This window comes from Gillisella vitis (genome assembly GCF_001541345.2).
GTDB classification, from domain to species: domain Bacteria; phylum Pseudomonadota; class Alphaproteobacteria; order Rhizobiales; family Rhizobiaceae; genus Allorhizobium; species Allorhizobium vitis.
Map to the genome: position 1 here is coordinate 134,733 of NZ_LMVL02000002.1, position 22,322 is coordinate 157,054.

Consider the following 22,322-nt stretch of genomic DNA (forward strand, 5'->3'; position numbering starts at 1 on the left):
CATTGACGTTACTGGAAACATTATTGCGGAGATGAAAGCCCGAGAACATCGAGCATGGAGTAAAGGCCGGGCTTCTTGTCCTGCGCCCAGAGCGCGGCCTTGACCGCGCCGCGTGCGAAGATTGAGCGGTCGCCCGCGCTATGGGAAAGCGTCACGATCTCGCCTTCGCCAGCCAGCAGCACGGAATGTTCGCCGATGACAGAGCCGCCGCGCAACGTTGCAAAGCCGATCGAGCCGGGCGTCCGCGGGCCGGTATGGCCGTCGCGCACTTTAACGGCCATGTCCTTGAGGTCGACGCCACGCCCCTTGGCGGCGGCTTCACCCAGAAGAAGGGCGGTGCCTGAGGGCGCATCGACCTTGTGTTTGTGGTGCATTTCCAGCACTTCGATATCCCAGCCGGACGCTTCCAAGGCCTTTGCGGCTTGGGCGACCAGCACCGACAGAAGGTTGACGCCGAGGCTCATATTGCCGGATTTGACGATCCGCGCATGGCGCGCTGCCGCTTCGAACTTCGCCTCATCGGCTTCGGAACATCCCGTGGTACCGATGATATGCACGATGCGCGCCTGGGCTGCGAGGGCTGCAAATTCCACCGAGGTTTCCTGCTTGGTAAAGTCGATCACCCCATCGGCATTGACGAAGGCGGCCAGTGCATCGTCGGTGACGGGAACACCCAGTGGACCGACGCCAGCCAGATCGCCCGCATCCCGGCCAATCGAAGCGGAGCCCGGACGGCCCACCGCCGCATGCAGCACAGCACCTTGCGTTTCGCAGATGATGCGCACCAGAGCTTGGCCCATGCGTCCGCTGGCACCAACCACGACCAGCTTCATCGGTCCGGTGTTCAACGCAACTGTCATGCCTCTCTCTCCGTCCTTATCCATCCTTTCACGCAGGCTTTGCGCTTACAGCGAAGGACTTCCATTGGTTGCCTGCATGTTGTTCAGCCGGGCATAAAGCCCTTCCGGTCTTTCCGTCAGTGTCCTGTGGTTGCCCACTTCGACCACGCGGCCCTCCTGCATCACCACGATCTTGTCGGCCTTGACCACGGTGGACAGCCTGTGCGCGATGACCACGACGGTCCGGCCGTTCATGGCTTCGTCCAATGCCTTCTGCACGGCGGCTTCCGATTCGGTGTCGAGAGCGGATGTCGCTTCGTCCAGAAGCAGGATCGGCGCGTTGCGCACCAGAGCGCGGGCGATAGACAGGCGCTGTCGCTGGCCACCAGACAGCGTCAGGCCGTTTTCACCCACCGGGGTTTCATAGCCATAGGGCTGCGCCACAATGAAATCATGGGCATGGGCAAGACGCGCGGCTTCTTCCACTTCGGCATCGGTGGCCTCTGGACGGCCATAGCGGATATTGTCGCGGATCGTGCCTTCAAACAGATAGGGATGCTGCGACACATAGGCGATATGCTTGCGCAGCGAGGCCTTGGTCACATCGGCAATGTCCTGCCCGTCGATCAGGATCTGGCCCTGCGGCGGATCGTAGAAGCGCGGGATCAGCGTGATGATCGTGGATTTTCCGGCCCCCGATGGCCCGACCAGTGCGGTGGTCTTGCCGCCTTCGGCAGTGATATCGACGCCCTTCAGAATTTCAGGGCCGTTGCCATAGGCGAAATGAATGTTTTTGAACTCGATACGGGCCTCGCTGACCTTCAATTCGCCAGCGCCGGGCTTGTCGCGCTGATGCGGCTGAGTGTCGAGGATGGCATAGATCATCCGGGCATTGACCACGGCCCGTTCCATCTGGATCTGCAGTTTCGCCAGCCGCTTGGCAGGCTCATAGGCCATCAGCAGGGCGGCGATGAAGGAGAAGAAGGCGCCCGGCAACATGCCACCGGCGATGGTGCGGTAGGAGGCATAGGCAATGACGGCGGCAATGGCGAGACCGGCAAAACTCTCGGTAATCGGCGACGTGCGTTCGCTCAAACGGGCAATGCGGTTGGCGCGGCTTTCGGCGCTGTCGATAATGCCCTCCACCTTGCGGCCAAGCTCTTCTTCCATGGTGAAGGCCTTGACGACGGCAATGCCCTGGACGCTTTCCTGCATGGCGCCGAGCACCCGGCTGTTGAGCATGACGGAATCCGTTGTCGCCTTGCGTAGCCGCTTGGAAATATAGCGCAGCGAATAGAGAACCGGCGGCGCCACCACGAAAACGATCAGCGTCAGCACCCAGTCCTTGGCGAGCATGACGGCGATCAAGCCGATGAGGCTGAGCAGATCCCGTGCTGTCGAGGTGACGGTCAGGTTCAAAACATCTCTGATACCATTGACATTCTGGCTGACCTGGGCGGCCAGATGCGCCGAGCGGGCCTCGTTGAAATAGCCCATCGACAGCGTCATCAGATGGCTGAACAACCGCTTCTGATAGCGCGCGACAATATTATTGCCGATCTTGGACAAAGCCACTGCCTGGCCATAGCTGGCAAGGCCACGTAGCGAAAAGGCAATGAAGATCGAGACGCAGATGATCCAGACCAGGTCGGCACGCTTGTTGGCAAACGCCTCGTTGATGACCGTTTCCATGATCCAGGCGGTAAAGGCCGTCGTCAGCGCCACAGTTGCCAGGCAGATGATGGCGAAGACATAGCCGCGCACATGATCGCGGCCGTTTTCGGCGATGACCCGCTTAAGAACTGCCGTGATGCTTTCCGAGGATTCTGGCAGGGAGGTCTTGATGGTGTCGCGCAAGAAATGTCTTTCCCATTCGATTGGTCATAGCGACCATCATGGCCGCGCCAGCCGGTCTATAGCCAGTCCGGCGGCTTTTGACCATAGAGCAATGCGCGGTGCAATCAACGCTGCCAGCGACGGCCTTCATGCTTCACGCCATAGCTCGATGGCGTGCGGGCATAGGCTGCCAATCCCGAAAGGGCGGCCTGCGGGTGAATAGCGACAAAGGTGGGAATGGTCTTCATCATCTCGGTATGCGGTGCCTTGTCCTCGAAAGCCGCCCGGAAGACCGGGCTCTTCAGCAAGGGGATAATCTTTTGCGAAATGCCGCCGGATAGGAAAACGCCGCCACGGGCCATGAAAACCAGGGCCATGTCGCCGGCAATCCGGCCGAGATAGGTCACGAACAGTGTCATGGTTTCCACGCAGACCGGATCATTGCCCTTCAGGGCATGCTGGGTCACATCGGCGGGATCGGTCCATACGGGCTCGATACCATCGGCCGCGCAGATGGCATTGTAGAGATGCAGGATGCCGCGCCCGCACAGGATCTGCTCGCCGGAAATCCGGCCCTCGATCCGCTCGATATGCGGAAAAATCTGCCAGTCGCGTTCACTGCGCGGCCCGATATCCACATGGCCGCCTTCGCCGGGAACCGGAAACCAGGTCTGATGGGTATAAAGCAGCCCGCCAACACCAAGCCCGGTGCCTGGTCCCAGAATGACGCGGGAGTTCAGCGATGTTTCGCTCAAGGGACCGATCGGTTCGCGGTCGTCGCGCCCCAGTGATGCAGCGGCCAGCGCCTGTGCCTCGAAATCATTGACAACAAGCACGTCGTCAAAGCCGAGATCGGCAATCATTGCCTTGGGACGAATGACCCAGGGGCAATTGGTCAGCGGGATTTCGTCATCCTTGATCGGCCCGGCCACAGCCAGAATGGCCGAGCGCGGCTGGAAGCCGGATTTGTCGAGAATGCAATCCTGAATGGCCTGGTCGATGGTCGGGAAATCCGCCGTGTGAATATTGGCAAATTCTCGCGGCGCAGCATGGGCATCCATGAGGATCCAGAAGCGGGCATTGGTGCCGCCGATATCGCCGACAAGAACCGGAAAGGGCATGTGATCATTGTCATGAGGTTTTGGCATTGAAAAATCCATTTCTGGTCACGCGGCTTCGGCCTTGCGGTTTGATATTATTCCGTGATCACGGGCAACAGACGGTCGGCTGTCGCCCGATTGAGCGCCATCGGTGTATCGTAAAGAATAGCCAGCCGCATCAGCGCCTTGACATCGACATCATGGGGCATGGGGGTGAGGGGATCGACGAAGAAGATCAGCATGGCGACCTCTTCCTGGGCGATCATCGCACCGATCTGCTGATCACCGCCCAGAGGGCCGCTTTTCATCCTGAGGACGTCGAGTTTCGGACAGGCATCCTGCACCCGTGCGCCGGTCGTGCCGGTGGCGACAATCTGCCATTGCTCAAGAAAACTCTGATGATGGCGGGCAAACGCCGCCATCTGGTCCTTCATCTTGTCATGCGCGATCAGCGCAATCTTCTGGCGCTCAGCCATTGGTTCTCCCCTGAGCGTTTAAATCGATTTGCGGATCTCTTATACCAAGCGGCGGGGAATTGAAAAGCCGCCCCCGCCTGATCTTAGGGGCGGGGCGACGGTGATGGAACGTCCTCACTCGGCAGGTTAGCATCGTCAGGTGTGGCCGACGAGGCTTTGACCGAGGTCGCACCCGGATTGACATAGGCCTTGGCGCCGCCAAAGGTCGCCTGTTTCTCGCTGGCGACAGACGGAGCATCCAGCACCGTGGCACAGGCCTTGGGCAGGTCCGAAACCATCACGGGCCGAGGTGGCGGTGGGGGCTTGGCATTTGGGTCGCGTTTCTTCTGTTCCCACGGTTCCTTGGTAAACCACCAGGCCAGGGATTTGTCGCAGCCATCGCCGGGGGCAACAGGTGCTTGCGGCTTGCAACCGGCGGCACCGGGCGGGCAGGAAAGCCGGATATGGAAATGCGCGTCATGGCCATAGATCGGACGGATCTTGCCCATATTGGTCCGATCGCCCGTCCAGCTTTCGCAGAGTTTTTTCTTGATGGTCGGATTGACGAACAACCGCTCGACCTGCGGATAGCTTGCCGCCAGCATCAACAGCCGGGCATGGGTCGGTGTCCAGGTCTGCGGATTGATCGTCAGGAACTTGTCCTTCAGGATCATCGAAGTGAAGGGCAGATCCTCGCGCTGCTGCACGCTCAGGCGTTTTGCTGGCATCGGGGTCAGCCAGATATCGGCGTCCAACCCGATCTGGTGGGAGGCGTGGCCATTGGCCATCGGTCCGCCGCGCGGCTGGGCGATATCGCCAACCAGCAGGCCAGGCCAACCGATCTTCGGCGCATCCCGCGACAATTGCTCGATGGTCTGGATCATCGCCGGATTGCCCCAGCGGCGATTGCGCGACAGCCGCATGGCTTGCCAATTCGGCCCATCCGTCGGCAGGGCGACCGCCCCGCTCATGCAGCCACGGGCATAGGAACCATAGGGCATGACAGGCCCTGCATTGGGAAGGGTTTCCTGGGGAAAGGCGAGTTTTGCGGGCTGATCCGGCCCGGCCATGGCCATGTCGATCCCGAGTGAAAGAACCGCCAGCCCGGCTGTCATAGCCCGCAGCACTATTGATCGTCTCGTCAAATTTCACCTCATCCTTGCGGAATCATCCATCTACTTGGCAATCAAACTAGGGTTTGTCAGGCAAAAGTGGAACCAGGCTTTCCTCAAAACCGAAGAGTTTGTGTGGGTTTGCGTGCCAAAGCCTGTCTTTCGCCCGGTTTTGTCTTATCTTGCACGGCAAATCACCACTGCATGGTTCTCTTTCTCCGAAGGGAATGAGGGACGTCATGCAGGTGGAAAGGCATTTTCGGCCTTTCTGTTGAAATTCGAGGGGTAATTCATGGCTGTCATCCGCGCCGGGGCAAAAATACGCGCATTGCTTATGGGTCCATTGTTCTTGGGTCTTTGTGCCGCACAGAGCTTGGCCACCCAGGCTTTCGCAGAGGAACCCCAATGGCGCCACGCCATCGGCTTGATCGACGCGCCGAAATATCCCGAGGGTTTTCAACGCTTCGACTATGTCAATGCCGATGCGCCGAAGGCGGGGGAATTGAAACTGTCGGCCAATGGGACGTTTGATACGTTCAATCCTGTTTTGGATAAAGGCCAACTTGCGGCAGGACTATTGCCACGTCTGTCGATGGTGACGGAAACGCTATTGAAGCCGTCTTTGGATGAGGATGGTACGAGCTATGGATTGCTCGCCGAAGCTTTCGCTTATCCGGATGATTTTTCCTACGTCAAATTTCGTCTGAGACAGCAAGCAAAATGGGCCGATGGTCAGCCGGTAACACCGGAAGACGTTGTTTTCAGTCTGGAAAAATTCAAGGAGCTCAATCCGCTTTTCACCTCTTACTATAGCCATGTAGTGAAAGCCGAAAAGACCGGTGAACGGGAAGTGACATTTACGTTCGATCAGAAGGGCAACAAGGAATTGCCCTTGATCGTCGGTGAACTGGATATCGTTCCGAAACACTGGTGGGAGGGCCAGGGACCCGATGGCAAGCCACGCGACATTTCCAAGACGAGGTTAGAGCCGATCATGGGGTCCGGTCCCTATCGCATCGCCGGATTTTCGCCGGGTGGGTCCGTGCGCTACGAATTGCGGGAGGATTACTGGGGCAAGGATCTGAACGTCAACATCGGCTATAACAATTTCAAGACGGTGATTTATACGTTTTTCACCGACGAAAATGTGGAGTTTGAAGCCTTTCGGGCCGGGACCGTCGATTATTGGTATGAGACCAAGGCCGCTCATTGGGCCACGGCTTTTGATTTTCCAGCCGTCAAGGACGGGCGGATCGTCAGAGAAGAGACACCGAATCCTTTTCGGGCAACAGGCATTATGCAGGCCATGGTTCCCAATCTGCGACGGGAGCTTTTCAAAGATGAGCGGGTCCGCGAAGCTTTGGGCTATGCATTCGACTTCGAAGAGCTCAACAGGACCGTATTTTTCAACAGCTACAAGCGCATCGACAGCTTTTTCTGGGGTACTGAACTCGCGTCGTCCGGTCTGCCTCAGGGCAGGGAGTTGGACATTCTGGGGGCGTTAAAAGGGGAGGTTCCCTCTGACGTTTTCACAAAGCCCTATGCAAACCCGATTGGCGGGACGCCTGAAAAGCAGCGTGATAATCTTCGCAATGCCGTGGCACTGTTGAAGCAGGCTGGATATGAAATCCGTGGCAGTAAAATGGTCAAGGCGGCAACGGGCGAGCCGCTGAAATTCGAAATTCTTTTGAGCAGCCCGATCCTGGAAGTGGTTGCAGTTCCTTATGTCACAATGCTGCGAAAAATCGGTATTGAGGTTAGTATACGGACCGTTGATTCATCTCAATATATCAATCGTTTACGAAATTTCGATTATGACATGACGTGGACCGTGTGGGGCCAGACCCGCAATCCTGGAAATGAACAACGCAATTATTGGGGTTCGGCATCCGCCAATCAAAACGGCTCCCGCAATTATGCCGGCATATCCGATCCCGCTATCGACAAGCTGATCGATCAGGTCGTGTTCGCAAAAAGCCGGGATGACCTTATCACTGCCACAAGAGCGCTGGACCGTGTCCTCTTGGCTCATCATTATGTTATCCCGATGTATTACGGAAACACGGCACGCATGGGCTATTGGTCAAAGCTTGCTCACCCGGCAGAGTTTCCGCACTTTTCAACCGGTTTCCCCGACATCTGGTGGTCAAAGCAAGCCCCGAACTAACCCGATGTGCGATCCTGCTGCGGGATGGGCGATCACAGCCTGCTTTGCAGGCCGCATTTCAGCCGCTACCAATAGGCACGGCGAATCAGCGCCCCGAACATACGGCAAGAGCAATAAAGGACGGATGGATTGGCAAAATGTGATGGCATGGTGAACACGGGAGCGTTCTGCTGATGGGCGCCTATATCCTGCGCCGCCTGCTGTTGATGATCCCGACCATGGTCGGGATTATGGGCATTTCCTTCCTGGTCATCCAGTTTGCCCCCGGCGGTCCGGTGGAACAGGTGGTGGCGCAGTTGAGCGGGCAGGGCGACAGCGCCGACCAGCGGCTTTCCGGTGGTGGCGATATCGTCAGCCAGGGCGGCATGGGCGATGGCGGATCGAACTATCGCGGCGCCCAGGGGCTGGACCCGGATCTGATCAAGAAACTGGAAAAGCAGTTCGGCTTCGACAAGCCGCCGCTCACCCGGTTTCTCGACATGATGTGGAACTATATCCGCTTCGATTTCGGCGAGAGCTTTTTCCGAAACACCTCGGTGATCGACCTGATTGTCGAGAAAATGCCGGTCTCGATCTCGCTCGGCGTCTGGGTTCTGTTGCTGTCCTATGCGATTTCCATTCCGCTCGGTATCCGCAAGGCGGTCAAGGACGGCTCGACCTTTGATGTCTGGACCTCCGGCATCGTTGTGGTCGGCTATGCCGTGCCGGGCTTCCTGTTCGGCATTCTGCTGATCGTGCTGTTTGCCGGTGGCTCCTTCTACAATTGGTTTCCGCTGCGTGGCCTGACCTCTGACAATTTCGCCGATCTCAGCTGGTGGCAGAAGATCCTCGATTATTTCTGGCATCTGACCCTGCCGCTGACCGCATTGCTGCTTTCGGCCTTTGCCACCACGACGCTGCTCACCAAGAATTCCTTCATTGACGAGATCAAGAAACAATATGTGGTGACGGCCCGCGCCAAGGGCCTCAGTGAGCATCGGGTGCTGTACGGCCATGTGTTTCGCAATGCCATGCTGATCGTCATTGCTGGTATTCCCGGCGCTTTCGTTTCGGCCTTCTTCACCGGTTCGCTGCTGATCGAGAATATCTTCTCTCTGGATGGCCTGGGGCGTCTCGGCTATCTGTCGATCATCAACCGCGATTATCCGATCGTGTTTGCCACGCTTTATATCTTCTCGCTGCTGGGCCTCGTGGTCAGCCTTGTCTCGGATTTGATCTATACCTGGATTGATCCCCGCATTGATTTTGACCGGAGGGATGTCTGATGGCAGCCGTTCCCGAACACTTGGCCAAGCCGCCAAAAAAGCCGTTCCTGACCCCGATCAACCGCCGCCGTCTGGAAAACTTCAAGGCCAACCGGCGCGGCTCCTGGTCCTTCTGGATCTTCATGGTGCTGTTCGGGCTGAGCCTCTGCGCCGAGCTGATCGCCAACGACCGGCCAATCATCGCCTCCTACAAGGGCGAGATCCTGTTTCCGGTCGCTATCAACTATCCAGAAGAGAAATTCGGTGGCTTTCTCGCTGTCACCGATTATCGCTCCAGCTTTGTCTCGGACGAGATCAACGCCCATGGCTGGATGATCTGGCCGCCGATCCGCTATTCCTATCGCACGGTGAATTCGGAGATCCCGCAATCGGCCCCGACGCCGCCCTTCTGGCTGATGGACGCCAAGCAACGCTGCTCGGCCTATCCGAAGGGTGCGGATGATCCGAATTGTATCCTCGGCAACATGAACTGGCTTGGCACCGACGATCAGGCCCGCGATGTCATGGCGCGGATGATTTACGGATTCCGCATTTCCGTGCTGTTCGGTCTGGCGCTGACGATGATTTCCGCCGTGATCGGCGTGTCCGCCGGTGCGGTGCAAGGCTATTTTGGCGGCAAGACCGATCTGCTGATGCAGCGGTTCATCGAGATCTGGTCATCGATCCCGCTGCTTTACATCCTGCTGATCATCGCCTCGCTGCTGCCGCCGGGCTTTTTCATTCTGTTGGGCATCATGCTGTTGTTCACCTGGGTGCATTTCGTCGGTATCGTGCGGGCGGAGTTTCTGCGGGCCAGAAATTTCGAATATGTCAATGCCGCCCGGGCGCTTGGGGTCGGCAATTGGACCATCATGCGCCGCCATCTGCTGCCCAATGCCATGGTGGCGACCTTGACCTTCCTGCCCTTCATCCTGTCGGGATCGATCACCACCCTGACTTCGCTGGATTTCCTCGGTCTCGGGATGCCGCCCGGTTCGCCCTCGCTGGGTGAGTTGATCGCCCAGGGCAAGCGCAATTTGCAAGCGCCCTGGCTGGGGCTGACGGCCTTCTTCACCATGGCGATCATGCTGTCCCTGCTGATTTTCGTCGGCGAGGCGGTGCGCGATGCCTTCGATCCGAGGAAGACTTTCAAATGAGCGCGCCTCTTCTGTCCGTTCGCGATCTGTCGGTCGCCTTTCATCAGGGCGAAAGCCAGAGCCTGGCCGTCGATCACATTAGCTTCGACATCGCGCCGGGCGAAATCCTGGCGCTGGTCGGCGAATCCGGCTCCGGCAAATCGGTCTCGGCAGCCTCTATCCTCAAACTCCTGCCTTATCCCGCTGCCAGCCATCCCTCCGGCCAGATCCTGTTCGACGGGCGCGATCTGCTGACCCTGTCGGAACCGGCTTTGCGGGCGGTGCGGGGCAATGACATCACGATGATTTTCCAGGAGCCGATGACCTCGCTCAACCCGCTGCACAGCATTGAGCAACAGATTGGCGAGATCCTGGAACTTCATCAGTCGCTGACCGGTGACGCCGCCCGCAAGCGGACGCTGGAACTGCTGCTTCAGGTCGGCATCCGCGAGCCGGAAAAACGGCTCTCGGCCTTTCCGCATGAATTGTCCGGCGGCCAGCGTCAGCGGGTGATGATTGCCATGGCGCTTGCCAACCGGCCAAAGCTGCTGGTGGCCGATGAGCCGACCACGGCGCTGGATGTGACGGTGCAGGCGCAAATCCTGGAGCTTCTGGCCGGGCTGAAGCGTGAGCATGGCATGTCCATGCTGTTCATCACCCATGATCTCGGCATTGTCCGTAAATTCGCCGACCGCGTTTGTGTGATGACCGGCGGTAAAATCGTTGAAAGCGGCCCGGTCGAGTCGATCTTTGCCAATCCGCAACATGCTTATACCCAGAAATTGCTGGCATCCGAGCCGCGCGGTGTGCCGCCGGAAACCGATCTGGCAAAACCTGTGGTGATGGAAGGGCAGGAGATCCGCGTCTGGTTCCCGATCAAGGCCGGGTTTCTGCGCCGGGTGGTGGACAATGTGAAGGCCGTGGACGGTGTCGATCTGACGCTGCGCGCCGGACAGACGCTTGGCGTGGTCGGCGAATCCGGCTCCGGCAAGACCACGCTGGGGCTGGCGTTGGCCCGCCTGATCTCGTCCGAGGGCCGGATCGGCTTTCTCGGCAGCAATATCGATGGCTATTCATTCAAGCAGATGCGCCCGCTGCGCGACCGTTTGCAGGTGGTGTTCCAGGACCCGTTCGGCGCGCTCAGTCCGCGCATGTCGGTGGGTGACATCATTGCCGAGGGATTGCGAGTGCATGAGCGGGGCCTCACGGCAGCCGAGCGCGACAGGCGGGTCTGCTGGGCGCTGGAGGAAGTCGGGTTGGATATCGCCACCCGCTGGCGTTATCCGCATGAGTTTTCCGGTGGCCAACGGCAACGGATCGCCATTGCCCGTGCCATGGTGCTGAAACCGCGCTTCGTCATGCTGGATGAGCCGACCTCGGCGCTGGATATGACCGTGCAGGCGCAAGTGGTCGACCTGTTGCGCGATTTGCAGAGTCGCCATGACCTCGCCTACCTGTTCATCAGCCACGACCTGAAAGTGGTGAAGGCGCTGGCCAATGACATTATCGTCATGCGATCAGGAAAAGTTGTCGAGCAGGGACCGGCGCAGGAGGTTTTCACCGCGCCGAAACAGGATTATACCAAGGCGCTTCTGGCTGCCGCGTTCGACCTCAAGGCTATGAATATCGGTGGCGTCAGCCAATAATTCAGCCTTCTGCAAGGATGCCCCCGCATGTCCCCCAAGCCTCCCGTGGTGATTGACCTCAAGTTTTCACGCGCCGCCATGCAGGCAGCACTTGCCGGGGCCTTTCCGGACCGTGAGGTGATCGATCTCGGTGATCCCGAGAACGCCCAAAGGGACCTGTCGGCCGCTGCCTATGCGGTGCTGTGGAAGCCGGAGCCGTCGCTGTTTACCCGCGCCTCCGGCCTTAAAGTGTTGTTTTCCGGCGGCGCGGGTGTCGATCATGTCCTGACACTGCCGGGTCTTCCCGACTTGCCGATCGTGCGCTTCGTTGACCGCAGCCTGACGGACCGGATGAGCGAATGGGTGGTGCTGAACTGTCTCTATCACCTGCGCCATATGGGCCAATATCTCAGGCAGCAGCGCGATAAGGTCTGGAACGAGATGGATCTCCAGCCGGAAGCCCGCGATGTTACAGTCGGCGTCATGGGCTTGGGCGTTCTGGGCCTGGATGCGGCGCGCAAACTGAAGGTGATGGGATTTGACGTCATCGGCTGGTCTCGGCGCAAACGCGAGATCGACGGAATCGACACCTTTGACGAGGCCCGGATCGATGAATTCCTGGCTCGCACCGATATCCTTGTCGGCCTTCTGCCGCTGACCCCGGAAACCCGGGGCCTCTACGATAGCAGCCTGTTTTCACGGCTGCGACAGGGCGGGGCGCTGGGCAAGCCGGTGTTTCTCAATGCGGGTCGCGGTGGAAGCCAGGTGGAAGCGGATGTCGTTGCCGCTTTGCAGAAGGGCGTGCTGGGTGGCGCATCGCTGGATGTGTTTGAAAAAGAACCGCTGGCGATGGATAGCCCACTCTGGGCCATGGAGAATGTCGTCCTGACCCCTCATGCCGCCGCAGCGTCGGATGTGCGGGCATTGTTTGCCCACGTGGAGAACCAGATTGCCCGATATGAAGCTGGTGACGCTCTTGATCATGTCGTGGACCGGTCTGCGGGCTACTGATCCCGGAACCTTTGCCGTGTCGATACGTTGGCCTTCATAAGTATTTACGCTGGTGCGTATAAAACAGATGGAGGCTCTCCGCATGGCAGGACCAGGCAATTTCGACCCCGCTGACAGAAACCCGAATACGACGTCCCAAGCGCCGGGAGCAGAGCGCCCGCTGGAGCCGACTGAGGCACGGCAGGGCTTTCGCGGCAAGCCTGTCCTGATCGTTTTGCTGGCAGGATTGGTTCTGGCGCTGGTTGCGTGGATACCGGCGGAATGGTGGGGGCAGAAAATTGCACCCGCAACGGACCCTGCCACAGAAACGACGCGCCCGACCACCGCTCCGCAGCAACCGAGCCAACCAAGCACCACACCGTGATGGCGAGGGGCGGGTGTAGTAGGACAATAATGAAGTTCCCGGGCACTGGACTTTGGTCACAGTTTTTTCGATAAGGTTGGCCCTGAAAAGACCAGAGCCATAAGGCTATGGTCGTAATGGTGCGGCCAAAACCAGGCCGGTGGCACGCGGCGAGGACGAATGGCAAAGGCGGATATTGCACGGCGGGTGTATAACCATGCCTGGAAGCTCGACCCCATCGTGCGCAGCCTGCTCGATACCGATTTCTATAAGCTATTGATGTTGCAGATGATCTGGAAACTCTATCCGGATGTCGATGTGACATTCACGCTGATCAACCGCACGACAAAGGTACGCATCGCCGACGAGATCGACGAGGCGGAACTGCGCGCCCAGCTCGACCACGTCCGCACGCTTGGCATCAGCAAGAAAGAACTGATCTGGCTGGCAGGCAATAGCTTTTATGGCCGCACCCAGATTTTCGAACCGGAATTTCTGGCCTGGCTCTCAGCAATCCGCCTGCCAGCCTATGAGCTTTCCAAGCGCGACGGCCAATATGAGCTGACCTTCCGGGGGCGATGGATGGAAACCACGCTCTGGGAAATCCCGGCTCTGGCAATTATCAATGAATTGCGGTCGCGGGCTGCGCTGAAATCACTCGGTTATTTCACGCTGGATGTTATCTACGCCCGTGCCAAGGCGAAGATGTGGGAAAAGGTCGAGCGGCTGAAGCAATTGCCTGGCCTGCGGATTTCCGATTTCGGCACCCGTCGTCGCCACAGCTTCCTGTGGCAAAGGTGGTGTGTGGAAGCCCTAAAGGAAGGCATTGGCGAAGCCTTTACTGGCACCAGCAATGTATTGCTGGCTATGGATTCGGACCTGGAAGCCGTCGGCACCAATGCCCATGAATTGCCGATGGTAGCCGCAGCCCTAGCGAAGACCGATGCCGAACTGGCCAACGCACCCTATAAAGTGCTTCAGGACTGGAACACGCTCTACAACGGCAATTTGCTGATTGTTTTGCCCGATGCCTTCGGCACCTCGGCTTTCCTGCGCGATGCGCCGCCCTGGGTGGCGGATTGGACCGGTTTTCGTCCCGACAGCGCCCCACCGATTGAAGGTGGCGAGAGGATCATTGCCTGGTGGGAGAAAATGGGCCGCGATCCGCGACAGAAACTGTTGATTTTTTCCGATGGTCTGGACGTGGACGCCATCATTGACACCTACCGCCATTTCGAAGGCCGGGTGCGAATGAGCTTTGGCTGGGGCACCAACCTAACCAATGATTTCATCGGCTGCGCGCCCCATGATATTGCGGGACTGAAGCCAATTTCCATCGTCTGCAAGATCACTGAAGCCAATGGCCGTCCTGCTGTCAAACTCTCCGACAATCCGCTGAAAGCAACGGGAGAACCCGCCGAAGTCGAACGTTACCTGAAATTCTTTGGTTCGCAAGACCGTGTGGAGCACGCCGTCAAGGTATAAAGCCTGCGTCGAGGAGTCAGGAAGTTTCGTTTTCGGCAAGCCAGCTTTCGAGCGCCGCAATAGCTTTCAGCCTCAATGCGGCTTTACGCGCCAGTGCCTTCAACAGGCTCCTGTCATTGGCACCAAAACCGAGTTCCTGCATCACCTCGCCCGGCTTTAGTCGCCGCCGCGCCATGACGGCTTCAATGCGGATAATCGTCTCCGGCAACAGATAGCGGCCATTGGCAATTGGGCCAGAGGCAGATTTTTGTACGGACAGGGTTGACCTGGGAAAAGCGCTTTCCAGCTCCTCGCCATTTTCCTCGACTGCCAGCCAGGCGATAAACGCCCGCTGTTCTTCCACACTCGCCTTTTTCCAGGAGTTTTTCAGCTTCTCCAACCGGCTGCGTTGTGGCCGCAACCCCGCCAATTCAAGCGCCACCCGCAGAGACCCAATGCGGCCCGCCAAAAAATCACTGTAAATGCCGGGAAACATTGAGCGGAGACGCTCTACCTCCGCAGCTTTCATCTGTTTTTCTGCTTTCGCCATCGTCCGATCACCGCTGTTTTTCGAAGCGGTGTACTCGGGTTCAGTCGTCAAGGCGAGCTGGAAAGCGGGTTTGCCGTCATTGAATGACAGGACTAGTCGCGGCTGACTCGGACCAGTGCAGGGCAAGCAGGTTTGATGCGAAGAGTCATTTTCAATGACTTTTCATATTCCTTTTGCAAATATCCCAAGCCTCTGACGCATTTGAGATATTTTCAATCGCCTTCAAAACGAGGATGCGTTAGCTTCTTCGATGCCTTGGTATGATAGCATGGCGACTTATAGCGCACCCATCGTTAATACTGTGCGTACTGTGCTGTCGTCAGCGTCCCAAATCTCCTGCACTTTTGAAAGTGCCACCGGTGCCGTCGCGATCTTTAATCCTGCGGGCCTTGCCGCTTGAAGCAATTCGCGAATCGTCTGGATCATGCGATCCATCGGAACACTGCCGATACCGCTTCCCATGAGCTCGACGGCGGAGGATCGTAATACGGCAGCTGGCAATGAGATTTGACCTCCGCTGACAGCGCCAACCTGAATAAAGCGAAGAGGTACGGCATTGGCCTTTGCAGCCTCGACAAGCAGTAATTCCGCGCTCTGTCCCCAAAGATAATCCAGAACGACATTCACTCCGTCTGCAAACTGCGCTTTGAAACTTGCCGCCAGAGCCTCCTCATCTTGCAGCAGGGAAATTGTCACGTCTGCACCAAGCCCCGACAGTGATTGCAGAGCCTGCGGATTTCGCCCCGTGGCAATGACTTTCTTCGCACCAAGATGCTTGGCAATCTGCACGGCAAGCCGTCCAGCAATGCCTGTCGCGCCATTGACCAGAACGGTCTCTCCAGCAATCAGCTTTGCCCGTTCACGATAAGCCATCCATGACGACATGCCTGGATTGACGATCGCGGCGGCGGTGATGTCGTCCAGATTGTCGGGTACGGCGAGGCATTGGACGGAGGCAACGACAGTCCTCTCCGCCATGCTGCCAAACGGTGCCTTGGGTAAGGCGAAATAAACCCGCTCGCCATTCTCTTTGCGCCCGACGCCATCTATTCCAACAACAAAGGGGAAGCTTCCCGATGAGCTGTAATGCGTGCCGGAAGCACGACTTTTAACGAGATGGCTAAGCGCTGCAGCCGAGACCGTGATGAGGGTTTCGCCTGTCTGAGCAACAGGTTCTTCAAAGTCGCCATAAAGAGGCGTCTGTTTGGCTCCGTATACAATAGCAGCTTTCACGGTCTTTTCCTTTTCATGGGAGATTTAATGTGTAATATGCACATAAATGGAGATTGCGTTGATGTCAATGAAAAGTGTGCAAAATACACATAATGATGAGCGCCTTCGTACGCTTCATATGTCCCTGCTCGATATCGTTGCTGTCATGAACCGCCCTCAGCGCGATGAAATCCTGATCAAGGCAGCGGGCATCCCTCTGGATCGGGCGCTGTTTCCATTGCTTGTCAATATAGAGAGATTCGGCCCTATTGGTGTGGTGGAGCTTGCCGACCGCAATGGGCGCGATTACACGACCGTCAGCAGGCAGGTGGCCAAGCTTGAAAGCCTCGGCCTTGTGGAGCGCCGCGCCAGTACAGCCGATCGCCGCATACGCGAGGCTGTTATTACTGCGAAAGGCAAGACAATGACCGACCTTGTCGACACTGCCCGCGAAAAAATAGGCCACACCATTTTCGCCAACTGGGAAGACCGCGATATCGAAGATCTCGTGCGATTGACGAGGAAGTTTGCAGATGCCGTGAAGGAAGAGCCAGTGATCGATCCCTAATTGGGACTATCATCCAGTTTCGCCAAAAGAGGCTCATTGACGAGCGTCCTAGCAATTAACATGGAGTGATAATGGCGGACAGGGAGGTGATGTAGATACCCTACAAAATCAATCCGCTAATCTGTCCACCCCTGCCAGCGGTGCCATTGATAAAATTGAAGAAAATGGAGCAACGTCTAACCGCGTTCAGGCCGCCGCACTCTGGCTTTCACAGCACCGTGACACGGTTGGAAGCAATGTCATTGCCGTCCTTAAAGAACTCTTCTCTCTTAGCAACCTTGAGGCGATAGAGGCGGCAAAGCAGGCCCATGCGCTGGTCTATGGTGGCCGCCATGGGTGAAGCGTTTCCGATCTCGGCGGCGCTTGCCCGCAATCTTGCCAACCGCCCGAACATGTCGCCGTCCGATGTTGCCATCATGAATGGCTATCTGACGGGCGCTATGCCGACACAGCCCGCGAGCAAACAGCCGACAAGCTTCAACATCCTAAGCCCGCACCTTCGCCGGATGCAGCGCCTTGCGGGCCGCAAGTGGCAACGCTCGCCGGATCGTGCCGCCTCGATGGCTCGCAAGCGCAAGCTGGGCGGATCAAGCGGGATGCCCGACACCATCCGTCACCACTACACGGAAGGCGAACGCGCCGTGCTGACGGTGATTGCTGGCGAGGTGAAGCACCACGGCCTGTGTGATCTTGCGGTGGATCGTATCGCGGCTATTGCTGGCCTGAGCCGCACCACAGTGCAGAACGCTATCCGTGAAGCCCGCGCCCTTGGCCACCTGTCTGTAGAGAGCCGCCCGCGCAAGGGACAGAAGAACCTCACCAACCTTGTGCGGATTGTCTCGCCTGAATGGCTGGCATGGCTCAAGCGCGGGCCTTCGCTGGCCAGACAGATAGGGTTCAAAGATTTCCACCCCACGAAGAACCAAGATAAAAACAAATACAAGAAAGAATATACGAGAGGGCAGAACCGCACCGATGGCGCTTACCGCAACCGCTACATGGGCTTGGGAGAGGGAGAGAGCAGCCCTGTTGCGGGCAGCAACGACCAGCGAGGGCGCAGCAATGGCTAAATGGCCGTACAACACCATCCAATGGCAAAAGCTGCGACTGGCGAAGCTGACGGCCACGCCACTGTGCGAGCCGTGCAGGATGCGCGGGCAGGTGACCGTTGCTAAGGCAGTGGACCACATGACGCCGATCAATGCGGGCGGCGATCCGTTCCCGCCGCTCGATGGCCTGACCTCGATGTGTGAGCGTTGCCACAACGAGAAGACGGCTGCGAATGACCGTAAGCACAAGAAACCATTCGCCCGGAAGGTCAAAGGTTTCGATGCATCGGGCAATCCGGCGGACCAATCCGACGCTTGGCATAGGGGTGGGGGCGGGTCAAATCACCAGAACGAGGCCGGGCGCGGACCGATGTCCCAGATAGGAATATACTTAGTTTCAGAGGGGCAAGCCTTTGAAGAAAATGACGAAACAGGATTTTCATAATGGCTACTCGGGGCATTGGTGCAAAGGCACTTTCACAACGCGGCAAGGTCGAAGTGCGCGAGGTCTTGCCCTGGAATGAGCCGGGCTTGTCCCGTGCGGGCCGGGTGATTGCCTTTCTGGAAGACTTGCCGATTACGGCGGGTAAACTGGCCGGGTCGAAAATGACGTTGCGGCCCTGGCAGTGCGAATTTATCGAGGAGGTCTATGCGGAGAACGGCGAAGGCCGCCGCCCGATCCGCACGGCGGTGCTGTCCATGGCCCGCAAGAACGGCAAGACGCAGCTTGCGGCGGGCCTTGCGCTTTGCCACCTGATGGGGCCGGAAGCCGAGCCGCGCGGCGAGGTCTATTCCGCAGCCCTGACCCGGGATCAGGCCGCCAAGCTGTTTCAGGAAATGCGCGCCATCCTTAACGAGCACCCGGAATTGGATGACCGCGCCAATATCATCCAGTTCAACAAGCAAATCGAGGTGCTGACCGGCGACGGCGCGGGTTCGATCTATGCGGCGCTGTCGGCTGATGCCGGTTCGAAAATGGGTCTGTCGCCGTCCTTCGTGGTCTATGACGAGCTGGGCAGTGCGCCAAACCGCGATCTGTTTGACGCGCTGGATACAGCCACCGGCGCACGCGACAACCCGCTGATGATCTGCATTTCCACCCAGGCCGCCGCCGACCATCATGTATTTTCTGAGCTGATCGATTACGGAACCCGGGTCAATTCCGGCGATATCCAAGACCCAAGTTTCCACCTGACGCTCTATGCAGCGCCCGCAGATGCCGACCCCTGGAGCCGCGAGGCGTGGATTGCCGCAAACCCGGCGCTGGCCGATTTCCGCTCGCTGGAAGACGTGGAGCGGCAAGCCTCCCAGGCCCGGCTTGTTCCGTCCAAGGAAAGCGCGTTTCGAAACCTGATCCTCAATCAGCGGGTGTCCGCCGTGTCGCGCTTTATCCATAAGGCCGAATGGGACCGCTGTAATGGTGTGGTTGATCTGGCCAGCCTTGCGGGCCGCGAATGCTATGGCGGCCTTGATCTGTCCGGCTCACGCGATCTCACGGCCTTTGTGCTGGTGTTTCCGCAGGAAGGGCGGCGGTTCGATGTGGTCTGCCAGTTCTTCATGCCAGAGGCGAATATTGCCGAGCGCTCCAATGAAGACCGCGTGCCGTATGAGCTTTGGGCGCGGCAAGGCTTCATCACGCTTATTTCCGGCTCCACCATCGATCCCGGCTTTGTGGCGCAAGCCATCATGCAGGCGGCGCAAACCTATGATCTGCGCACCGTGGCTTATGACCGTTGGCGGATTGAGGATTTGAAGCGCGAGCTTGGCCTGTTCGGCGGCACTGTGCCGCTGGAGCCGTTCGGGCAGGGCTATAAGGATATGTCGCCCGCTGTGGATACGCTGGAGCGCAACGTGGCCGAACAGCTCTTGCGCCATGGCGGCAATCCTGTGCTGAATATGTGTTCGTCAAACGCTGTTGTTACCCGCGACCCAGCCGGAAGCCGTAAGTTGGACAAGAGCAAGGCCACCGGCCGCATTGACGGGCTGGTGGCTTTGGCGATGGCATTGCAAGTCAGCGGGCGTCATGAGCCGGAGGTGCTTCCGGCTTGGGTGTTGGATGCGATGGTATGAGGGAGAAATTGCGCTTTCCATTGCGTCGAGCACAATAAATTCACTTGACTGAGTGCGTTAGTTACATACATTAACCCCATGCAAACGGTTTCAGAACTAAACTCATTCCGTAAATCGGCAATCGCGGCTGGCATGACAGACGACGAGATAATCTCGCTTGTCAATTATCTTGCCAAGAACCCGGAAGCTGGCGACGAAATCCGTGGTACGGGCGGCTGTCGCAAGCTTCGCTTTGCAATTGCTGGAAACAATAAGGGTAAAAGTGGTGGCATTCGCGTTATCACTTTTTTCACGGGGTCAAATATGCCGGTATTCTTGATAGCGGCATTTGCGAAAAACGTGAAGGTCAGCCTGACAAAAGCGGAACAGAACACATTGAAGTCCGTTACAGAACTTATAGTGAAAGAGTACTCCAATAGGGTTACTCGGTTGAAAGTAGGAGCAACAGCATGAGCAAACAAGCATTCGACATGATCCATGAGGGTCTGACCGAAGCGCTGGCTGTCGCCCGTGGCGAGGCGGAGCCTTTTAACCTTCATGTGCCGGCAGAGCTTGACGTTAAGGAAATTCGCGCGGCCACAGGCATGACGCAAAAGGATTTTGCATCGACGTTCGGGTTTGGCCTCGATCAATTGAAGCAGTGGGAGCAAGGTCGCGCGCGTCCGGTTCAGGCTATGCGCGCATATCTTTTGCTTATCAAAGACAACCATAGGTACCTTATCAAGGCGCTTCGCAGACTTCACGAGGCTCCAATGCCCGAACCCGCATTGTGCGCGGCAATGTAAAATATCAACCCCGCTTTTGCGGGGTTTTTTATTTGCTTTTTTTTAGCCTGACCCCCGCCCCCTCACCATTTTCATCAACAAAAACTACCCCTGTCGCCTCAAGAGCGGCTTTTAGCGCATCTACCGTGCGATCCTTCAATTCCTCACCAGCTTCAAATCTCGAGACCGTTCCAGGGGCAACTTTGGCAAGCTGCGCAAGTTCACGCACTCCCAAACCAAGGGCGGCCCGAGCCATCTTGCATTGAACTGGTAACATTTTCGATACACCGTTATAATTTTGGTTTGACGCTCCGATAATTCATCGGTATTGATACACTGTATCAAAAACGAATATCAGGAGCAACGTGATGGGCTACCATTTTCGTGAACAGGAAAGCTATGTCCGCATTGTCGAACTGACCCCCAGACTGCGAAAGCGGATCGAGCAGGCGATTGAGTATTTGGTTTCAATCCTCGACCAGTTCGACGGCGACGAAAACTTGGAAGACGGAGGGGACAACGAACCATCATTGGGCTGGACTGCACGCGGCCCGGAGGCCGAGCGTTTCGATTTTCAAGACCGCGAGTTGGACGACGCCGACAACGAAGACGGTGGCGATGATGAACCGACGCTAGGGTGGACCCATGACGGCGATATGGGGCAGACATTCGACAATGACGAGCGCGAATTGGAAGGGGCCTGACATGCCGGAAGCCTTTGAGCTGATTGACCCCCTCCATGAAGTTGATGCCCTCATTCATGCTCTATGGATGGCGGCGGCGGCGCTTGACGACGAACCCCATCGTCGCGCCATACGCCAACTCGCTGAAAACGCGGGGGATAAGCTTCAAGCGGTGATTGCCGATTGTGAGCAGATGGAAAAAGGCGATTTCCAGGGTGTTGGTTAATTCATGAGCCTTTTTAAACCGTGGTGCTTGCAGCGATTTATTTATCGTGGTATCTAACACTAATTGAAACGTGGGAAGAGCCACTATGCAGCCCCAATATATCTTGACGACTTTCACACCCGCTGAAGCGGAAAAAATCACAACTCTAAGCACTGTCGCTCAACGAGATTGGCGGCGTAGAGAGTTTCTTCCAACTGTGGATGGACACGCGCGTTTTGATGCATTCGCATTGGCTGAAATCTGGGTCATGAAAATGCTCTCTGATCGTGGCGTGGGGCCACAAGCGTCAAAGGAAGTTGCGAACTGGTGTGCAATCGGCATTCTTTGGCATGCTTTAAAGAATGTAGACGCCTATGAAGGCGATCATCATAAGACGTTTGATTGGTATCCAGAGAAGCATCGTCCCAAGAATGATCCTGAGGAAGCTGCTAATTTTAGACAACTCTGTGAGGACGCGGGCTGGAATATACCCGAAAATGTTGATTTCGATTTTACGTGGCACTCAAAATCGCAGTGGTTGACTAAACAAATTTTCCGTCTCCGTGGCTACCCCAAGATTATCCCCGCTAGATACTTCATTTGGTGGGCTGATGGTTCACATCTTTGGCATGATAATCTTGCTGAGGCATTTTCGAGCCACTCCAGTGAGGCTCGCTACGCGGGGCCGGTCATCGTCCTTGATCTGGAGGCTCTTGCGACGACGCTCAGTCAGCGCGCAGGGCGAGCCTTAGTTCACGTTGAATTTCCCGTCGATGGGGAGGGAAATCTGGTGTCTCCGATTGAGTATGGTGCGCCCGTACCGTTGACTTGAGGCGAAGAATTTCCCGCGCCGTTCATATGAGGCCCTGCCAGCGGGCCAATATCGATA

At 57.4% G+C, this 22,322-nt stretch carries 25 protein-coding genes; 16 read left to right on the forward strand and 9 right to left on the reverse strand.

Annotation, left to right across the window (positions count from 1 at the left end):
- Positions 1-20: 20 nt before the first annotated feature.
- The 5 genes from dapB to mepA all read right to left on the reverse strand — a co-directional run bounded on the left by dapB (position 21) and on the right by mepA (position 5,345).
- Positions 21-833 (reverse strand): 4-hydroxy-tetrahydrodipicolinate reductase, encoded by an 813-nt coding sequence (dapB, locus tag ASB66_RS05445; protein WP_171431067.1) that lies wholly within the window; start codon positions 831-833, stop codon positions 21-23.
- Positions 834-905: 72 nt separating this feature from the next.
- Positions 906-2,696, reverse strand: a complete 1,791-nt coding sequence (locus ASB66_RS05450; protein WP_060719363.1) for an ABC transporter ATP-binding protein — start codon at positions 2,694-2,696, stop codon at positions 906-908.
- 104 nt (positions 2,697-2,800) lie between these two features.
- Positions 2,801-3,823, reverse strand: coding sequence for a glucokinase (locus tag ASB66_RS05455; RefSeq protein ID WP_060719481.1), 1,023 nt, complete (start codon positions 3,821-3,823; stop codon positions 2,801-2,803).
- Between the two features lie 47 nt (positions 3,824-3,870).
- Positions 3,871-4,251 (reverse strand): methylglyoxal synthase, encoded by a 381-nt coding sequence (locus ASB66_RS05460; protein WP_060719362.1) that lies wholly within the window; start codon positions 4,249-4,251, stop codon positions 3,871-3,873.
- A gap of 83 nt (positions 4,252-4,334) precedes the next feature.
- Complete coding sequence (gene mepA, locus ASB66_RS05465) at positions 4,335-5,345, reverse strand: penicillin-insensitive murein endopeptidase (RefSeq protein ID WP_060719361.1); 1,011 nt, start codon at positions 5,343-5,345, stop codon at positions 4,335-4,337.
- Positions 5,346-5,634: 289 nt separating this feature from the next.
- Here mepA and ASB66_RS05470 point away from each other — a divergent pair, with 289 nt between their 5' ends.
- The 7 genes from ASB66_RS05470 (at position 5,635) to pncB (ending at position 14,353) form a co-directional block, all read left to right on the forward strand.
- On the forward strand, positions 5,635-7,509 hold the full coding sequence (locus ASB66_RS05470) for an extracellular solute-binding protein (RefSeq protein WP_081089139.1): 1,875 nt from the start codon (positions 5,635-5,637) through the stop codon (positions 7,507-7,509).
- Between the two features lie 173 nt (positions 7,510-7,682).
- Positions 7,683-8,774, forward strand: a complete 1,092-nt coding sequence (locus ASB66_RS05475) for a microcin C ABC transporter permease YejB (RefSeq protein WP_012654685.1) — start codon at positions 7,683-7,685, stop codon at positions 8,772-8,774.
- Complete coding sequence (locus tag ASB66_RS05480; RefSeq protein ID WP_060719359.1) at positions 8,774-9,910, forward strand: ABC transporter permease; 1,137 nt, start codon at positions 8,774-8,776, stop codon at positions 9,908-9,910. Before ASB66_RS05475 ends, ASB66_RS05480 begins: the two co-directional genes overlap by 1 nt.
- Positions 9,907-11,535, forward strand: coding sequence for an ABC transporter ATP-binding protein (locus ASB66_RS05485; RefSeq protein ID WP_060719358.1), 1,629 nt, complete (start codon positions 9,907-9,909; stop codon positions 11,533-11,535). The genes ASB66_RS05480 and ASB66_RS05485 overlap by 4 nt, the downstream gene beginning before the upstream one ends.
- Positions 11,536-11,562: 27 nt before the next feature.
- A complete protein-coding gene (locus tag ASB66_RS05490) occupies positions 11,563-12,525 on the forward strand; it encodes a 2-hydroxyacid dehydrogenase (protein ID WP_060719357.1) in 963 nt (320 codons plus the stop codon).
- A gap of 82 nt (positions 12,526-12,607) precedes the next feature.
- A complete protein-coding gene (locus ASB66_RS05495) occupies positions 12,608-12,889 on the forward strand; it encodes a hypothetical protein (RefSeq protein WP_060719356.1) in 282 nt (93 codons plus the stop codon).
- 159 nt (positions 12,890-13,048) lie between these two features.
- Positions 13,049-14,353: a nicotinate phosphoribosyltransferase gene (gene pncB, locus ASB66_RS05500; protein ID WP_060719355.1), complete on the forward strand. Its 1,305-nt coding sequence runs from the start codon at positions 13,049-13,051 to the stop codon at positions 14,351-14,353.
- Positions 14,354-14,369: 16 nt separating this feature from the next.
- On the opposite strand, the gene ASB66_RS05505 is transcribed toward pncB, so the two are convergent.
- Both ASB66_RS05505 and ASB66_RS05510 read right to left on the reverse strand, forming a co-directional pair.
- On the reverse strand, positions 14,370-14,882 hold the full coding sequence (locus ASB66_RS05505) for a hypothetical protein (RefSeq protein WP_060719354.1): 513 nt from the start codon (positions 14,880-14,882) through the stop codon (positions 14,370-14,372).
- A 276-nt stretch (positions 14,883-15,158) separates the two neighbouring features.
- On the reverse strand, positions 15,159-16,115 hold the full coding sequence (locus tag ASB66_RS05510; RefSeq protein WP_060719353.1) for a quinone oxidoreductase family protein: 957 nt from the start codon (positions 16,113-16,115) through the stop codon (positions 15,159-15,161).
- 58 nt (positions 16,116-16,173) lie between these two features.
- On the opposite strand from ASB66_RS05510, the gene ASB66_RS05515 reads away from it, so the two are divergent.
- Complete coding sequence (locus ASB66_RS05515) at positions 16,174-16,662, forward strand: MarR family winged helix-turn-helix transcriptional regulator (RefSeq protein WP_060719479.1); 489 nt, start codon at positions 16,174-16,176, stop codon at positions 16,660-16,662.
- Positions 16,663-16,870: 208 nt separating this feature from the next.
- On the opposite strand, the gene ASB66_RS26985 is transcribed toward ASB66_RS05515, so the two are convergent.
- Positions 16,871-16,996, reverse strand: coding sequence for a hypothetical protein (locus tag ASB66_RS26985; RefSeq protein WP_267970748.1), 126 nt, complete (start codon positions 16,994-16,996; stop codon positions 16,871-16,873).
- Here ASB66_RS26985 and ASB66_RS05520 point away from each other — a divergent pair.
- From ASB66_RS05520 to ASB66_RS05540, 5 genes are all read left to right on the forward strand, one after another.
- Positions 16,995-17,732 (forward strand): helix-turn-helix domain-containing protein, encoded by a 738-nt coding sequence (locus tag ASB66_RS05520; RefSeq protein WP_060719352.1) that lies wholly within the window; start codon positions 16,995-16,997, stop codon positions 17,730-17,732. The genes ASB66_RS26985 and ASB66_RS05520 overlap by 2 nt on opposite strands.
- On the forward strand, positions 17,725-18,156 hold the full coding sequence (locus ASB66_RS05525; protein WP_081089138.1) for an HNH endonuclease: 432 nt from the start codon (positions 17,725-17,727) through the stop codon (positions 18,154-18,156). The genes ASB66_RS05520 and ASB66_RS05525 overlap by 8 nt, the downstream gene beginning before the upstream one ends.
- On the forward strand, positions 18,156-19,781 hold the full coding sequence (locus tag ASB66_RS05530) for a terminase large subunit (RefSeq protein WP_060719351.1): 1,626 nt from the start codon (positions 18,156-18,158) through the stop codon (positions 19,779-19,781). The genes ASB66_RS05525 and ASB66_RS05530 overlap by 1 nt, the downstream gene beginning before the upstream one ends.
- A gap of 78 nt (positions 19,782-19,859) precedes the next feature.
- A complete protein-coding gene (locus tag ASB66_RS05535) occupies positions 19,860-20,234 on the forward strand; it encodes a type II toxin-antitoxin system RelE/ParE family toxin (protein WP_081089137.1) in 375 nt (124 codons plus the stop codon).
- Positions 20,231-20,566, forward strand: a complete 336-nt coding sequence (locus ASB66_RS05540; protein ID WP_060719349.1) for a helix-turn-helix domain-containing protein — start codon at positions 20,231-20,233, stop codon at positions 20,564-20,566. The genes ASB66_RS05535 and ASB66_RS05540 overlap by 4 nt, the downstream gene beginning before the upstream one ends.
- 28 nt (positions 20,567-20,594) lie before the next feature.
- On the opposite strand, the gene ASB66_RS05545 is transcribed toward ASB66_RS05540, so the two are convergent.
- Positions 20,595-20,822, reverse strand: coding sequence for a helix-turn-helix domain-containing protein (locus ASB66_RS05545; protein ID WP_171430999.1), 228 nt, complete (start codon positions 20,820-20,822; stop codon positions 20,595-20,597).
- Between the two features lie 91 nt (positions 20,823-20,913).
- On the opposite strand from ASB66_RS05545, the gene ASB66_RS05550 reads away from it, so the two are divergent.
- From ASB66_RS05550 to ASB66_RS05560, 3 genes are all read left to right on the forward strand, one after another.
- Positions 20,914-21,249 carry a hypothetical protein gene (locus ASB66_RS05550; protein WP_060719347.1) on the forward strand — a complete coding sequence of 112 codons (336 nt, stop codon included), beginning with the start codon at positions 20,914-20,916 and terminating at the stop codon, positions 21,247-21,249.
- A 1-nt stretch (position 21,250) separates the two neighbouring features.
- The gene (locus tag ASB66_RS05555; protein WP_060719346.1) at positions 21,251-21,454 is read left to right on the forward strand and encodes a hypothetical protein; all 204 of its coding nucleotides are present in this window, start codon (positions 21,251-21,253) and stop codon (positions 21,452-21,454) included.
- An 85-nt stretch (positions 21,455-21,539) separates the two neighbouring features.
- Entirely contained in the window at positions 21,540-22,265 is a 726-nt protein-coding gene (locus ASB66_RS05560; RefSeq protein ID WP_060719345.1) for a hypothetical protein, read from the forward strand.
- Positions 22,266-22,322 lie beyond the last annotated feature (57 nt).